A 15,096-nucleotide genomic window follows, 5' to 3' on the forward strand; every position below is an offset into this window, starting at 1 on the left:
GCATCCCTCATCATCTTCAGCGCTTGCCCGCGAATGGATGCGTGCTCGAGAGGCCGCCATCGACGGCAAAGGCCTGTCCATTCACATAGGAAGCCTCGTCGCTGGCAAGGAAGAGCGCCATGTTGGCGATTTCCTCCGGAACGCCATTGCGCTTCAACGGATTGAGTTGGCCGATCTTGCCTTCCGTGCCGCGGGCGCGCGCATTGTCGAAGATCGGCTTCGTCATGCCGGTTTCGATGAGGCCGGGGCAGATCGCATTGACGCGCACGCCCGTGCCGTAGAGTTCGTTCGCCGATGTCTGGACCAGGCTGATGACGCCCGCCTTGCTGGCGCTATAGGGAAGGCCGCCTGCGTTGGCGCGAAGCCCGGCTACCGAGGCCGTGCAGAGGATGGAGCCGTGACTCTGCTTCGCCATGATGGGCGAGGCGTGCTTGATGGCGAGGAAGGGGCCGATCAGATTGATCCGCAGGATTTCGAGCCAGTATTCCGGCGTCTGCTCACCCAGAGGGACGAGGCCGCCGCTGATGCCGGCATTGGCGTATACGACATCGAGGCCGCCATGCCTCTCGACGCTGAGATTGATGAAGGTCTTGACCGACTCCTCGTCGCCCACATCGGCGGCGACGGAGAGGACCGTGCCGCCATTGGCCCGGATCATCGCCGCCGTCTCGTCCACCGCTTCCTCCACGCGGTCAACGGCGACGACGCTCGCGCCTTCCAGCGCGAAGAGCACGGCGCTGGCGCGTCCGATGCCGCTGCCCGCACCCGTCACCACGGCGCGCTTTCCTGCAAGTCGTCCCTTGCCCGTTCCGGCCATCATTGTCTCCTGAGATACGAGTTTCGATGGCTGGACTTTAGAAAATTCCACCTTGTGGCGATAGGGCGGATCGTTTTCCGGGCAGTTGCGCTAGACTGGACCAAAGTCTTGTGAGGGGGGAACCGATGACACGACCGGCATCCGTATCAGATTGGCGTCTGCTGGCGCAAAGGCGCCTGCCGCGCATGATGTTCGACTACATCGACGGGGGCGCCTATGCGGAGGCGACGCTCCGGCGCAATGTTGCGGCCATGGAGGAAATCGCGCTGCGCCAGCGCGTGCTGACCGATGTGTCGAAGCTCAAGCTTTCGACCGAACTCTTCGGGCAGAAGCTTGCCATGCCGGTCATTCTCGGCCCGGTCGGGATGGCCGGTCTCTACGCACATCGCGGCGAGACGCAAGTGGCGCGCGCCGCAGAGGCTGCGGGCCTTCCCTTCTGCCTTTCGACGGTCAGCATCTGCTCGCTGGAAGAAGTGCGCAAGGCGGTGTCGAAGCCCTTCTGGTTCCAGCTCTACATGATCCGGGATCGCGGCTTCATGGCGGAGCTTCTCGATCGCGCAAAGGAGGTCGGCTCGCCGGTCCTCGTCTTCACCGTCGATCTGCCGGTGACAGGGGCGCGGTATCGCGATGTGCGCTCGGGACTGTCGGGAGAGCTCACGCTGGCCGACAAGCTCCGGCGCGGCTTCAACGTGCTCTCGCATCCGCGCTGGATGCGCGAGGTTTTCCTCGGCGGGCGGCCGCATACATTCGGCAACATCGCCCATGCCATGCCCAATGCGAAGGGAACCAATGATTTCGCCCAATGGATCGGCAAGAACTTCGATCCGACCGTGACATGGCGCGATTTCGAATGGGTGCGCGAGCGCTGGAGCGGTCCCATCGTCATCAAGGGCATTCTCGATGCGGAGGATGCGCGGATGGCGGCAGAGGTGGGCGCGGATGGCATTGTGGTCTCCAATCATGGCGGCCGGCAGCTCGACGGCGTGCCGGCGTCGATCGATGCCTTGCCGCCCATCGTCGAGGCGGTGGGCTCGCGTCTCGAGATCGTGATGGATGGCGGTGTGCGCTCGGGTCTCGACGTGCTGAAGGCGCTGGCGCTGGGCGCGAAGAGCGTCGCCATCGGACGCGCCTGGGCCTATTCGTTGGCCGGTGGCGGCGAGGCGGGCGTGAGCGCCATGCTGAAGACGCTCAAGGCGGAACTCGAAGTCGCGATGGCGCTGACGGGCTGCACCGATGTCGAGGCGGCCGGGCGTTCCCTCCTCGTCGGCCATGCGGGCACGTGAGCAACAAAAAGCCCGGCTCAATGGCCGGGCTTCTTCGTTGGCATGCAGCCGCTTTTACATCGGCCAGGTGTAGGAGGCGTAGGCAACGGCCTCCTGGAAGATGTTGATGTAGCGCGTCACGTTCTGGCCGATGAGGTCCATCTTGGCCAGCGTGGCGATGCGCTCCTGCGCGCGATGAAGCTCCGAGGCCGGAACGATCTGGCGGATGATGCCGCAGGTATCGGCGAGCGACAGGAGGCAGACGTCGCGCGGATCGGGCAGCTCGTCGCGCAGCAGGATTTCCAGCAGGCGAATCTTCACCTCGCGGATTTCCTTGCCGTCCACCACCGGATAGCGCCGCGCCTTGAGGAACCAGAGGATGCGGCCTTCTTCCTTGGCGAGGATATTCTTGTTGCAGAGGCTTTCCAGCGCCAGCTCGCGGACCTGCGTGCCATAGAAGACCAGCTGGTCGATGAGCTTCGCGGCGCTGAGGTCGAAGTCGGGTGCGGCAACCTGGCTGAGCACGAGATCGACGCAAGGCTCGCCGGTGGGCGTCCGGTCGACGATCCAGATCCGGTCGAGGTCGCTGTCGATGCGATTCTCGAGGGCAAGCTCCATGATCGCGGCGCCGATGAAGCCGGCGCTCACCGCCTCATGGGGAATATCCACGAAGCCGCCTTCTTCGTCCTTGACCGTCAGTAGCAGGAATTCCTCAGGTACTGTCAGCATTTATCCCGCTCCCCATGTTTGCCCAAGAGCCGGATATTACGAGGCCCCCTGAGGGTGTCAACGCGGAAGTCCCGGCGAAATGGGGGGCGAAAAAGCGGCAGGCTCGCTTCGTCAATGTGATGACGTTGTCGCATAAAGGCGCATACTTGAAGCCGTGAGGCGCCGCTTGACGGCAGAAGGCAGGATGTTAAGAGACATCCGGTCCGGCGCCGCAAGGGGCTGACGGTGGCCCGGACATCTTTTGGTGGAGCGAACCTCTTGTCCGACAAGATCGAAATGACGCTCCGCAAGGATATCTCGGAGGTCGGGCGCGTGCTCGATGCCATCGAGGCCTTCGGCGAGGCGCATGACCTTCCGCCCAAGGCGATTTTCAGGCTCAATCTGGCGCTCGACGAACTCATCACGAATGTTGTGTCCTATGCGTTTGAAGGCCATTCTGTGGACAACTCCGGGTGCCGTATCCAGTTGGCCGTGGAGTTGAAGGGTGGCGTCGTCGAGGCCGAGCTGGTCGATAACGGCAAGCCCTTCAACCCGGTGGAGGCCAAATTGCCTGAACTCGGCGAAGGGCTGGAGGAGCGACGGATCGGAGGCCTGGGGATCAAGCTCGTCAGGACTCACATGGACCGGCTCGACTATCGCCGCGAGGGCGGGTTCAACCGCCTGAAGATGCAGATGAATGTGAATGCGGCCGGCTGACGGCCAGACTGGGATGAAGCAATGATCGAAATGACCCATGATATCCGGGGCGATGTCCTGGTCCTGCGCCCTGCAAAGCGGATCGACAGCAGCACAGCCAAATCCTTTGAAGAGCAGGCCAATGCGCTGGTCGATGCGGGCCCGAAGAATGTCATCATCGACTTCTCTGCGGTCGAGTACATCAGTTCGGCAGGCCTGCGCGTCGTGCTCACGACTGCCAAGCGCGCCAAGTCGGCGGGGGGCGTGCTGACCCTGAGCGGTGTCAGCAGCAATGTGAAGGAAGTCTTCGACGTCAGCGGCTTCGCCACGATCTTCGGCATGCACGACACGGTCGAGCAGGCGGCTGCTGCGCTGAAGGGCTGACGCAACCGGCGGCAGACCGATGTCACGATTCCGTTACACTGCGCTCATAACTTGCGGCGCATGAAACAGCCTCACCGGGTATTCAAATGACCGACAGCGCAGCATTCCACAGCATCAAGCTTTCCGGCCGCCTCGATACGAGCCGGGTCGGCGAACTCGAGACGCGCTTTTATGCAGAAGTGGGCGCGATCAAGAAGGCGGGCGACGTGGCCTTGCTGGATCTTTCGGCCGTCGAGTTTCTCTCCTCGCTGGGCATCCGGTTGCTGGTTACGGCGGGCAAGACGCTCACGCAGCGTCACGTGAAACTCGGAGTCATCGCACCCGGCTCAGAGGATGTGCTCCACGCTCTGGAAACGAGCGGCCTTACGCAGATCTTCCGCTTTTTCGACAGCGAGGACGCCGCGCGCGCCGCTCTCTGATCTCAGCCTCTTTCGCAAAAGGCGAGTCCATGTCCGATGTCGTAACCGACAACCCTGCCCGCAACCGCTTCGAGCTGACGGTCGAGGGCATCACAGCCCATATCGACTATGAGCGGACGCCGGGACGGATCGTCATGGTCCACACGATCGTGCCCGACGCGTTGGGCGGCAAGGGCGTCGGCTCGCGTCTCGTCAAAGGGGCGCTGGACATGGTCCGCGCCGAAGGGCTGAAGCTGGTGCCGAAGTGCCCCTTCGTTGCGGCCTATATCGAGAAGCATCCCGAGTATCGCGATCTCGTCGGCTGAGGTCATTTGAGCGGAAGGCTCGTATCCGCGCTCATCGCCTTCAACACGCTTTCCAGATAGCGCCCCATGCGGGTGAAACCATCATCCGTCAACTCGACGAAGACGCGCCGCCCGTCGGTCTCATCCTTGACGCGGACCGCGAGGCCGCTGCCCACGAGATCGCCGATGCGACGGAGCGCGGTGGTTGCCGGAACATTGGCGGCGATGCAGAGGCTCGAAACCGAGATGCGCTTGCCCGCGAGCCGGGCATGGGTGAGGTCGAGCAGCATGTCCCAAGCAGGGTCGGCGAAAAGGCCGGTTGGGAAGAACTTCATCCGGGCATTGTAGAGGTCGAGCAGCATGCGCGCCCGGCCGCGCGTGAGAGGGCCTTCCTGCGGGACAGGGCGGGTAGCCCAGGTCTGACGATCAGTGAATGCCTGCATGGACATGATACAATCTCCGGTTGAGCAACACCCGCGCCGATCTCGCGGTAGCAGTGGATTTCTGCGCGATTTGCGTTCGCGAATCGTCAATCGCTACAACCATAGTGACACATATAACCGTTAACACAACTATAACGAGCTTAATAACTTCTGGATGCGCGCATTGCGTGTAATCGAGATTCGTTCGTTGTGGCGCGGCCCCTGTCATTGCCCGTTCACTCGCGCAGGGGCGCGCAGCATGACTGGACGACGAAATGCGTCACTTTGGGTTGGCATGCAGAGGTGATTGCGACTAAATCTCTAAACAGACAACGTGACATTTCAGATTTGGGGAGTTCGGCGGCGTCATGGCGATTGAGCATTTCGACGTACTGATTGTGGGCGCCGGCATTTCCGGCATCGGCGCGGGCTATCACCTGCAGGCGAACTGCCCCTCCAAGACCTATGCGATCCTTGAAGGGCGGGACGCCATGGGCGGCACCTGGGATCTCTTCCGCTATCCGGGAATCCGGTCCGACTCCGACATGTTCACGCTGGGCTATTCCTTCCGCCCCTGGACCGAGGCGAAGTCGATCGCCGACGGCCCGTCGATCCTCAAATATCTTCGCGAGACGGCGAGGGATAACGGCATCGACCGCAAGATCCGCTTCCGCCATTTCGTGAAGCGCGCGTCCTGGTCGACCGAGGATGCGCTGTGGACGGTCGAGGTGGAGCGGGGCGAGGAGAAGGAGCCCGTGCGCTTCACCTGCAATTTCCTCTTCATGTGCAGCGGCTACTACAATTATGCGGAAGGCTATACGCCGGACTTTCCGGGTGCGGAGCGCTTCAAGGGCCGCATCGTCCATCCGCAGAAATGGACAGACGACATCGATTATGCCGGCAAGCGCGTGATCGTGATCGGCAGCGGCGCGACGGCCGTGACGCTGGTGCCTGAGATGGCGAAGACGGCGGCGCATGTCACGATGCTGCAGCGCTCGCCCACCTATGTCGCTACAGTTCCGGCGGAAGACAAGCTCGCCAACGCGATGCGCCGTTATCTTCCAGCCAAGCTCGCCTATGGCCTCACGCGCTGGAAGAAGGTGCTTCTCAGCATGTATTTCTACAAGCTCTCGCGGCGGAAGCCCGAGGGCGTGAAGCAGTTCCTTCTGAAGCAGGTCCGCGAGCAGCTTGGCCCCGACTACGACGTGGCCAGGCATTTCACCCCCTCATACAACCCGTGGGATCAGCGTCTTTGCGCCGTGCCGAATGGCGATCTCTTCGACGCGATCAGGTCGAAGCGCGCCTCGGTGGTGACGGACCGCATCGAGACCTTCACGGAAAAGGGCATCAAGCTCGAATCCGGAACGGAACTCGAGGCCGATCTCATCGTGACGGCGACCGGCCTCAATCTTCAGGTGCTGAGCGATCTGCAGATTTCGGTGGATGGCGCGCCCGTCGATATGTCGAAGACGCTCTATTACAAGGGCATGATGTATAGCGACGTGCCGAACTTCGCTTCGGCCTTCGGTTACACCAATGCGTCCTGGACGCTGAAATGCGACCTCACCTGCGAATATGTGTGCAGGCTCATCAATCACATGGACCGGACGGGGCTTCGTCAGTGTACGCCGCGCCGCAACGACCCGACCCTCGGCGAAGAGCCCTTCCTCGACTTCTCCTCGGGCTATGTGCAGCGAACGATCGACAAGTTCCCCAAGCAGGGATCGAAGGCGCCCTGGAAGCTCTATCAGAACTACGCGCTGGACATTGTGAGCCTGAAATTCGGGCGCATTGAGGACGGCGCGATGGAGTTTTCGAACCCGCGCCCCGCGTCGGCCGAGCAAAAGCGGCTCGCCAGCTGATTTCGGGCGGACCAAAAAACGGCGCAAAACGGGGGAAAAATCCGGATTGGCGGCGCAGTTTGCGGTGCCCGGACTTTTCCCCTTGCTATTTCACCGGCGGCCCCCACTTATGGGGTGTCATTTCGTTTTGGTTCGGCATGCTCTCTACGCTCAAGATCGAGCGCCGGGCTATCCCTTACTCTCAGTGAAAGTTGACACGCTTGCGCGATATTGCGAGGGCGGCACCTTTATTCATTCAAGGAGACACCATGTCCAACAAGGGCGCGGTAAAGTGGTTCAACAGCCAGAAGGGCTTCGGCTTCATTCAGCCGGACAATGGCGGCAACGACGTTTTCGTTCACATCTCGGCCGTTGAACGCGCCGGTCTGTCGAACCTCAACGAAGGTCAGAAGCTCTCCTACGAGCTCGTGACGGAAAAGGGCAAGACCTCGGCCGCGAACCTCCAGCTCCTCTGAGCTGAAGCGCGGGCGAGTGGCGAGCGCGAACGTCGCGCCTGCCCACTGCCTCGACATGAAGAACCCGGCCGGAGCGATCCGCGCCGGGTTTTTTTGTCCGTGTACGTCTCCAATTTATGCGGCAAAAGGTCCGGCGGCACGGGGACGGCCCGGAATTGTATGTGACAAGAAATGCTGTCAATATTCGGCCATGTTGGATGAACCCGAAAGCAAGCCGAGCCGGCGCTATCGCGGCGAAAGCCAGGCGGAACGTCAGTCCGGCCGCCGGGAACGCCTTGTCGCGGCGGGGCTCAAGGTCTTTGCCAGCATCGGCTATCGCGCGGCAACCGTTCGCCAGATTTGCGTCGAGGCGGGGCTGACGGAGCGCTATTTCTACGAATCCTTTGCCAGCAAGGACGACCTGTTCATCGCGGTCTATGCCCATTGCGTAGAGCGCGTCGGGGCGGCCCTGCTGGTTTCGCTGGAGGCGGCAGACGACACGCCGGAAGCGAAAGCCCGTGCCGTGCTCGGCGCCTATTTCGGCGAGATCGAGCGCGATCCGCTTTTTGCACGTGTGCTGCTCATCGAGGTGCTGAGCCTTGGGCCGAACCTCGATTACGTCTATCGCGAAGCGATGGACCTTTTCTCGGTGCATCTCCAGAGCGATGCGGCGGAACTCTTTCCCCGCCTGAGCGAGGACAAGGGACGGACGGAGATCCTTGCGGCGGGTCTTGTCGGGGCCATCGTCCATGTCGCGATGCGCTGGGTTCTGTCGAACTTCCGCCGCCCGCGCGAGGAAATCATTCTCGGCCTGCTCGACCTGTTGCTGGCCGCGAGCCGCTGAGCCCTATGTCGGCTGCCGTCCGGCGAGGAAGGAGCCGGAATAGTTGTAGACGCCGAAATGCGTCATGCGGCTCGACACATCGCACCAGATCTCCCCGCCACAGCCCTTGGTCCAGAGATAGCAGAAGCCGTAATCCTCGCTGAGATAGCGCTTCGTCTCTGGATGGATGATGACGTCGAAGAAGGACCAGAAATTCCCCTTGGAGAACTGGTTCTCATATCCGGTGATGTCGTTGGTGTACCGCTTGTCCGGAAAACGCTCGCGCATGATGTCGAAGACGCCGCGCTGGATCAGCATGAAGCCGGTCGCGATCTTGCTGACGCGGATGCAGCCGTTGACGATCTGATGCGGCTTGTCGACACCGGGGCTGGGCATGTCCTCGTCGAAGACGTTGATCGCGAATTCGACTGAATTTTCGCGCAGCACGTTCGGATCCTCGGTGGTCTTTGCAACCTTGAGAACCTTTTCCCAATTGACACCCTTCTTGGGGTAGGCGGCGCCGACGACGGGCTTGTTCAGGCTCAACAGACGGAACACCGTGTCGGGGTGAAAGCCGATGTCGGCATCGATGAAGAGGAGGTGCGAGTGGTCCTCCCGGCCGAGAAACTCCGCCACCACGGAGTTGCGTCCGCGGCTGATCAGCGACTCCTTGTCCAGCGTCATCACGGAAATTTCGATTCCCCGCGCCTGGCAGGCAACCTGCAGGTTTCGCATCGAATGAAACCAGGCGGTCGTTACCTGCCCGCCATAGGCCGGCGTGCCAATGAAAATGCGCGTCATCAAATCCCCTCGTCAGGCCCAATTCCCGTAGCGCGGTTGGCCGCCGCCAAGACGCGCATCGCCACTTTGAAAGGAACTCACACGGTCCGCAAGCATTCGATGGAACGGTCTGCGACGAATTCAATTCCATGCTGAACGAGTCGGTTGGCCGGGCCTACTTGAAAGCGCGCATGGGGAGCAGCAAGCTGAGTGGCGATCTGGGCGGGCGCTCGACCGGGACCGATCGCTTCTGTGGAGGAGTCATGCGTCCGAACGAGGCACGATATGTGGGCGGGATTCTCGACGGACTCCCTGTCGACCAGCTTTCGCCCTGTTTGAATATCGGATCGTCGACGGAGGAGTTTCGCCGCCAGGGCCAGCCGCACATCCATGAGTTCATTTTTGCGCCGCTGGAAAGGCGTGGTGTGGAGGTCATCCATTCCGATCTGAAGAGTGAGGCAGGAGTCGATATCGCGGGCGATATCTTCGATGCGGCCATACTCGGAGAGATTGAGCGCCGCAAGCCTCGGTCGGCTCTTTGCTGCAACATGTTCGAACATGTCAAAGATCCCGAGCGGCTGGTTTCGGTGCTGACGGAACTGGTTCCTGCCGGGGGCTATCTGATCGTAACGGTGCCGCGCTCATATCCGATTCATTTCGATCCGATCGATACGGGCTTCAGGCCTTCGCCCGGAGAGCTTGCGGAAATGTTTTCGGCCTTCGAGGTGGAGCAGTCGCAAGTGGTTACAGACACGACCTATGGCGAAGACCTTCTCCGCGATCTTGGCGCTCTCGGCATGGCCGCCCATCTCCTTCGAAGCGCGGCGAAATTCTTCATGTTCTGGCGAGGGCGCGCCGTCTGGGTGGCGCATTTCCACCGCTACTTATGGCTCTTCCGGCCATATTCAGTCTCATGTGTTCTGCTTCGGAAGCTGGCCTGATCGTCAGGTGCTGCACGGCCAATACGCTCCGTTGCCTGATGAAGTAACAGGAGTTGTTTCCTGGAGACGGTGTTGAAAATATCGATGTCTAAAATAGGAACAGTGTCTCCTTGCCTCTGCCGCGGAAGCTTGTCCAGATTGATGCTTTGCGATGTCCAGAAACCTCTCCTGTGATGTAGCCTCAGATGCATCAACAAGGAGAGACCGTCAGTCAAAGGTCCTGAAAGTGGTGTGTTCTACTGGGTCCAGGATGAAAATTTTGTACCTGCATCCTGCGCCGTTCCCGAGTTCCGCGGCGAACGCGGTGCAGGTCGCAAAGATGTGTGCGGCATTCGAAAACGCCGGCGCACAAGTTACGCTCGGCGTGCCTTCGCAAGGGCCGAACGACTTCGGGATGCAGAAGACAGAAGAGCTATACGGTCTCTCATCGCCACTTGCCATTGAGAGGTTTCCGCTCACGCGCCTGCCGGGAGCGGAGTTCATGTTTGCCTGGTCCGCCTTGCGTTCGACGGGAGGCAGCTCCGATCTCATTTATACAAGGTCCATCACCGCATGCGCTCTGGCGGCACGGCTCGGCTACTCAACGGCATTGGAGCTTCATGTTCCGGCAACGGCGCATCGTTTCCTGCTAGTGGGGCGTCTGCGTCGGCTTCTTCGCTCTCCGCGGTTCAAGGCGCTCGTCGTCATCAGTGAAAAGCTCAAGGATGATTACGTTGACAAGTTTCCTGAAGTGGCCGGCAAGATCGTGGTCGCCCATGACGGCGCCGATCCGCTGAACGAGGCTCCATTGAGCGCACCGCAGAGGCTGCAGGGCGAATTCACGGTTGGATATGTCGGACATCTCTATCCGGGCAAAGGCATGGAGATCATTGCGCCTCTGGCGCATCTATGCCCTTGGGCGACCTTCCACATCGTTGGCGGCGTCGAGCCTGATCTCGGAGAATGGAAAGCGCGGCTGACATCTGCGCCCAACGTCGTGTTTCACGGCCATGTCTCCCATCTCCAGACGAAAAGCTATCTGGCAGGCATGGACGTCGTCGTGGCGCCATACCTGCGGGTTGTGAAGGGCGTGGGCGGCGGCAAGGTCAATCTTGCGGAGGGCATGTCGCCACTCAAGATTTTCGAATATATGGCCGCCGGAAAGCCCATTCTTTCTTCTGACCTACCGGTGCTGCGCGAAGTGCTCCGCAATGGTGAGAACGCAATGTTGTGCGATCCGGACGACGTCGGCGCATGGGCCGATACCTTGAACGCCCTCCGATCGAATGACGAATTGCGCCGACGCATTGCCACGCAGGCGCTGCTGGACCTTGCCGCCCGTTATTCCTGGAACCAGCGCGCACGCCTTATTCTGGATGCTGTCATGCCGGTCTGAGCGCCCTGGTATGCGCTGCGTCAGACGCTCCTGAGGTTCAGGATGCGCGACCTCAGATGTTCGAGCTGGCCGGAAAGCCATGCGCCCTCAGGGCCGAAGAGCTGCGGCAACATCCACCACGCCAGCGCAAAACTGATGCCGGCTGCCGTGGCTCCGCCTGCGAGGATGGCGTAGGCAGGCGCGTTCAGGTCCAGCAGGCCAAGTTTCGCGGCCATGCTGGCGGCGGCGACGAGAAGCGCGACCGCCAGGTGCCGCAGGTGTATCGATGCCACTTCGGTCAGGCGGATGTTCGTCAGGCTGCGTCCGAAGTGAAGCATGACGAGATACTGAACGGTAATGGCCGCGGCAACGCCGGAGGCGACGCCTGTGGTGCCCCAGTAGTGACCGACGAACGCCCCCACCGCGATTTCGCCGGCATAAAGCCATTGCCGCAATGCCGCGCGATAGACGACGCCCTTTGCCCGCGCGACCGCGTCGGCGGGCTTGTAGCCTGTACGGCATACGAGGCAGGCCGCAAGTATCTGGAACGGAACGATCACGGCGGCCCATTTTGGGCCGAGGAGAAGCTGTATTGTTTCCGGCGCGAGGACGATGAGTGCGGCGCTGAGCGGAAGAGTCACCATCGCCATGACGGCAAGGGCGTGCCGGTAGGCCCTGTCGATGCGCGCGCTGTCGTCTTGCGCCTCACCCATGGCCGAGAAAAGGACGCGGTCAATCGTGCTGCCGATGAGGTTGGTCGGTTGCATCAGAAACTGATAGGCGCGCGAATATATGCCGAGCGCTTCCACGCCGAGCCAGCGACCGACGATGAAATTGTCGAGATTGAGCGCGAAGAAATTGCCGATACCCGCCAGCGTGTGCCCGCCGCCGAAGGCGAGCAATTGCCTGAGCGCCAGCATATCGAATGAAAGCCCCCATGGGATGCGAATGAAAAAGAAGTAGCTCAGCCTTGTGAGGATAGCCTGGGCGATAACACCCATCACAAGCGCCATCACTCCAAAGCCCATGAGAGCCAGCGCAATCGAGACGACGGCATAGCCCAGCAGATAGCTTGCGACGCTCACCGCGGCCATTTCCCTGAAGCGCATGTGCCGCTGCATGAGGGCTTCCGGGACCGAGGCGAGACCCTTCAGCGGGAAGATGACGGAGAGCAGTCGCACAATGGGTTCGAGCGCATCGACGCGGAAGAGTGCTGCCACCATCGGGGCCAGCAGGAACAGGATCGCGCCCATCAGGACGCCGAGGAGTATCGACGCGCTTTGCCCAGTCTTGATGTGCGTGTCGGTCAGGTTCGGCCGCTGCACAATCGCAGGCGATATGCCCAGCAGGCCGAATATCTCGACGAAGCTGACGATAATCATGGCTGCACCGACGACGCCAAAGTCGGCCGGAGTGAGAAGGCGCGCCAGAATGGAGAGGACGGCAATCTTCAGGACCGCCTGAATGCCGGTACCTGTAAACATCCACAACATCCCCGCAATGGTGCGATGCGTGAGGGATGTCGCCGCGGGCTGACTGTTCGTGGTTGCTTCCGGTTCTGGCGGGCTCATCAGATCGAGTTTCCCGGAGATCGTCTGGATTGCGTCGGGACTCGATCTCGCCGCGTCGCAATCCGGCCCGACTTTCAACGAATTAGACGTGTTGCATTTCCCTTCGGCGTCTCGGAGGCCGTGAGGGGGCAGGAATGAAGTATGTCACGTTCCGATAACATGGCGTCAAGGAGAGTCAGCGGATACAAGACAGGGCTTTTGGGCGGTCACGCGGGTGTGGAAACGTCCGGTGCGAAGAGCTTTCAGGAGTGACGCCAAATATCGCCCCTTCGTTCCTGGTGCGAAGAAGCCGCCAGGCCTGCCGCCTTCGGAGTAGGGGATCATCTCTGCCGTGATGTTCTGAAACCCGCCGACATGGACCAGATTGCCGAGCGTGAGCGGCGTCCAGCTGAACAGGTGCATGTCTATATCTTCTGCGGCCCATTTTCGATGCAAGGGAAGCAGGAATGGCATTTCGCAGGGTACGAAGATCTTTACGATGCCGCCGGGACGCAGAACCCGGAAGATTTCGTGAATGATCTCGGCGGGGGCGTCAACATGCTCAAGGGCATGAAAGCTGATGACCGTATCGACGGCCGCATCCGCAACCTTGCCAAGGGTATCGTGCACTTCGTCGAGACACCGCGCGGCTTCTGCCGCCGCCGCCTCGTTGATCTCGATTCCAATCCGTCGCTTTACATTGAGAGCTCGCAGAACGCCGCCGGTTCCGCAGCCGAAGTCGAGGACGGTCGCGTCTGGCCTCACGACGTCACGGAACAGAGCAGCGCGGCGTTCCTGGATGGGGGCGGCGCGGCGTTTGGCGCGTAGAAGGTGGTAGCGTTGCCCGCGTTCACCGACATAGAGGTCCTGCGCCTTCATGATCAGGCTTTTCCGTTCCGTCGGTCACGGCTCTCGTCGATGCCGCACTCGCCAAGTCGAGCCACTATAACTCTGGAAATTGCGACGATGCATTACCCGTATCGGCGCGCGCTACAGCTTCCGCCCTGTTGAGCATGCGCTTTCATGGCGATTATTGATCCCGAGAGGCCTGATTCAAGTTCAGTAGTGTCCAAATTGCGATGTGTTGGGATGTTGCGTATGCAGCCTCCGCATCGCGCCGCAGCGCTTGTGATTAACGCACAAGCGCGGAATAGAGCTTCATGTGCAGGTCGGCGATATGGTCCATGCCGTAATGCATTCTTACGCGTTCCGCGGCGGCGCGGCCCATTGCTTCGCGTTCTTCGCGCGACAAGGCGAGCGCCTCGCGGAGCCGATCGACAAATGCGTGCCGGTTTCCGGGAGCAAAAAGCAGGCCTGTAACGCCATCCTCGACAATGTCGCTTACGCCGCTGACATGCGAGGTCAGCGGCGGCACTGAATGGCTCATGGCTTCCAGCAGGGCATTCGACATGCCTTCGGACGTCGACGTGGAGACGTAGAAATCCGCCTCGGCAAGGCAGGGGGCCACGTCTTCGACCCTGCCTGCAAACCTGATCCTGCCCTCGATGCCGCGCCGCGCCGCCTGCGCCTTGAGCGACGGGCCGCAATCCCCTTCGCCGACCAGGATAAGCTCTGCCGGCACGTCGCCCGGCAATTCTGCGAAGCCGTCGATCATCAGGTCGAGCGCCTTTTCCGAATCCAGCCGTCCTAGATAAACGAAGCGCCGAACCGCTTCGTTGCGTCGCCGGGCTGTCTCGGGCAGAGGCATCACGACGCCGTTGGGGATGCGATGAACCTTCGACTGCGGTACGCCGCGAGCCTCCAGGTCTTCGGCAATCTCCCTGCTATTGGCAACGAACCCCGTCGTCAGGCGTTCGATGAGCCAGGCGCACAAGGGACCGATGAGCTTTTTCTTGCGCACGACGCCGAGATCGAAATGGCCGCCGCCGCGACCGATCTTGACCAGTGACGGCTTGCGCGCGAACGCCGCGCCGAGCAAGGGGCCGACGGCATGGAGGCGACCATGAATGACATGCACGACGTCGTAGCTTCCGCCGCGCCTGGCGATCCACGCGGCCGACCTGAGCGTCCATGTCAGGAAAGACAGCATGTACCGCCCGCCAAGGTTCGGGAGGTGGGGTTGTCTGAGCCGATGAATGCGCACGGCGCCGGCGGATTCCTGACGAGGCGTCAATTTGCCGATGCAAGGCGTCAGGATGGTGACTTCCGCGCCGCGTGCCGAAAGCGCCGCGCTGAGCTTGCGAGTCTGCTGTTCCGCACCGCCGAAGGTCTCCGGCAGATAGGTGGGCAGGACCAGCAATACGCGCAAAGGAGCTCTCATGGATTGAATTGGAACGGTGAGGTGATTGCGGAGGCGAGGAAGCGATCGCGTCTCAAGGCCGGGCGCCGGTAAATTAGCC

The 15,096-nt window shown here is 61.2% G+C and carries 17 protein-coding genes; 10 read left to right on the forward strand and 7 right to left on the reverse strand.

Annotated elements, in window-relative coordinates:
* Positions 1 to 16: 16 nt before the first annotated feature.
* Positions 17 to 817, reverse strand: a complete 801-nt coding sequence (locus tag ABFC66_RS08620) for an SDR family NAD(P)-dependent oxidoreductase (RefSeq protein ID WP_346740913.1) — start codon at positions 815 to 817, stop codon at positions 17 to 19.
* Between the two features lie 125 nt (positions 818 to 942).
* Between ABFC66_RS08620 and ABFC66_RS08625 the strand changes: the two genes are divergently transcribed.
* Positions 943 to 2,100, forward strand: coding sequence for an L-lactate dehydrogenase (locus ABFC66_RS08625; protein WP_346740542.1), 1,158 nt, complete (start codon positions 943 to 945; stop codon positions 2,098 to 2,100).
* Positions 2,101 to 2,154: 54 nt separating this feature from the next.
* On the opposite strand, the gene ABFC66_RS08630 is transcribed toward ABFC66_RS08625, so the two are convergent.
* On the reverse strand, positions 2,155 to 2,808 hold the full coding sequence (locus tag ABFC66_RS08630; RefSeq protein ID WP_346740543.1) for a GPP34 family phosphoprotein: 654 nt from the start codon (positions 2,806 to 2,808) through the stop codon (positions 2,155 to 2,157).
* A 258-nt stretch (positions 2,809 to 3,066) separates the two neighbouring features.
* Here ABFC66_RS08630 and ABFC66_RS08635 point away from each other — a divergent pair, with 258 nt between their 5' ends.
* The 4 genes from ABFC66_RS08635 (at position 3,067) to ABFC66_RS08650 (ending at position 4,591) form a co-directional block, all read left to right on the forward strand.
* Positions 3,067 to 3,504 (forward strand): ATP-binding protein, encoded by a 438-nt coding sequence (locus tag ABFC66_RS08635; RefSeq protein ID WP_346740544.1) that lies wholly within the window; start codon positions 3,067 to 3,069, stop codon positions 3,502 to 3,504.
* 21 nt (positions 3,505 to 3,525) lie between these two features.
* A complete protein-coding gene (locus ABFC66_RS08640) occupies positions 3,526 to 3,867 on the forward strand; it encodes an STAS domain-containing protein (protein ID WP_346740545.1) in 342 nt (113 codons plus the stop codon).
* 86 nt (positions 3,868 to 3,953) lie between these two features.
* Positions 3,954 to 4,286, forward strand: a complete 333-nt coding sequence (locus ABFC66_RS08645; protein ID WP_346740546.1) for an STAS domain-containing protein — start codon at positions 3,954 to 3,956, stop codon at positions 4,284 to 4,286.
* A 29-nt stretch (positions 4,287 to 4,315) separates the two neighbouring features.
* Positions 4,316 to 4,591, forward strand: coding sequence for a GNAT family N-acetyltransferase (locus ABFC66_RS08650; RefSeq protein ID WP_346740547.1), 276 nt, complete (start codon positions 4,316 to 4,318; stop codon positions 4,589 to 4,591).
* Between the two features lie 2 nt (positions 4,592 to 4,593).
* On the opposite strand, the gene ABFC66_RS08655 is transcribed toward ABFC66_RS08650, so the two are convergent.
* Positions 4,594 to 5,019, reverse strand: a complete 426-nt coding sequence (locus ABFC66_RS08655; protein ID WP_346740548.1) for a winged helix DNA-binding protein — start codon at positions 5,017 to 5,019, stop codon at positions 4,594 to 4,596.
* A 341-nt stretch (positions 5,020 to 5,360) separates the two neighbouring features.
* On the opposite strand from ABFC66_RS08655, the gene ABFC66_RS08660 reads away from it, so the two are divergent.
* From ABFC66_RS08660 to ABFC66_RS08670, 3 genes are all read left to right on the forward strand, one after another.
* Entirely contained in the window at positions 5,361 to 6,854 is a 1,494-nt protein-coding gene (locus tag ABFC66_RS08660; RefSeq protein WP_346740549.1) for an NAD(P)/FAD-dependent oxidoreductase, read from the forward strand.
* Positions 6,855 to 7,102: 248 nt separating this feature from the next.
* Complete coding sequence (locus ABFC66_RS08665; protein WP_152215086.1) at positions 7,103 to 7,309, forward strand: cold-shock protein; 207 nt, start codon at positions 7,103 to 7,105, stop codon at positions 7,307 to 7,309.
* A 190-nt stretch (positions 7,310 to 7,499) separates the two neighbouring features.
* The gene (locus ABFC66_RS08670; RefSeq protein WP_346740550.1) at positions 7,500 to 8,132 is read left to right on the forward strand and encodes a TetR/AcrR family transcriptional regulator; all 633 of its coding nucleotides are present in this window, start codon (positions 7,500 to 7,502) and stop codon (positions 8,130 to 8,132) included.
* 3 nt (positions 8,133 to 8,135) lie between these two features.
* On the opposite strand, the gene ABFC66_RS08675 is transcribed toward ABFC66_RS08670, so the two are convergent.
* The gene (locus ABFC66_RS08675; RefSeq protein WP_346740551.1) at positions 8,136 to 8,912 is read right to left on the reverse strand and encodes a hypothetical protein; all 777 of its coding nucleotides are present in this window, start codon (positions 8,910 to 8,912) and stop codon (positions 8,136 to 8,138) included.
* 170 nt (positions 8,913 to 9,082) lie between these two features.
* Between ABFC66_RS08675 and ABFC66_RS08680 the strand changes: the two genes are divergently transcribed.
* Both ABFC66_RS08680 and ABFC66_RS08685 read left to right on the forward strand, forming a co-directional pair.
* A complete protein-coding gene (locus tag ABFC66_RS08680) occupies positions 9,083 to 9,832 on the forward strand; it encodes a hypothetical protein (protein WP_346740552.1) in 750 nt (249 codons plus the stop codon).
* Between the two features lie 151 nt (positions 9,833 to 9,983).
* On the forward strand, positions 9,984 to 11,207 hold the full coding sequence (locus ABFC66_RS08685; RefSeq protein WP_346740553.1) for a glycosyltransferase family 4 protein: 1,224 nt from the start codon (positions 9,984 to 9,986) through the stop codon (positions 11,205 to 11,207).
* Between the two features lie 20 nt (positions 11,208 to 11,227).
* On the opposite strand, the gene ABFC66_RS08690 is transcribed toward ABFC66_RS08685, so the two are convergent.
* The 3 genes from ABFC66_RS08690 to ABFC66_RS08700 form a co-directional block, all read right to left on the reverse strand.
* Positions 11,228 to 12,757 carry a lipopolysaccharide biosynthesis protein gene (locus ABFC66_RS08690; RefSeq protein WP_346740554.1) on the reverse strand — a complete coding sequence of 510 codons (1,530 nt, stop codon included), beginning with the start codon at positions 12,755 to 12,757 and terminating at the stop codon, positions 11,228 to 11,230.
* Positions 12,758 to 12,922: 165 nt separating this feature from the next.
* Positions 12,923 to 13,615: a class I SAM-dependent methyltransferase gene (locus ABFC66_RS08695; RefSeq protein WP_346740555.1), complete on the reverse strand. Its 693-nt coding sequence runs from the start codon at positions 13,613 to 13,615 to the stop codon at positions 12,923 to 12,925.
* 253 nt (positions 13,616 to 13,868) lie between these two features.
* The gene (locus tag ABFC66_RS08700) at positions 13,869 to 15,005 is read right to left on the reverse strand and encodes a glycosyltransferase family 4 protein (RefSeq protein WP_346740556.1); all 1,137 of its coding nucleotides are present in this window, start codon (positions 15,003 to 15,005) and stop codon (positions 13,869 to 13,871) included.
* Between the last annotated feature and the right edge of the window lie 91 nt (positions 15,006 to 15,096).

Origin of the sequence: Parvibaculum sp., assembly GCF_039680535.1 — a bacterium.
In the GTDB taxonomy this organism is placed as follows: Bacteria; Pseudomonadota; Alphaproteobacteria; order Parvibaculales; family Parvibaculaceae; genus Parvibaculum.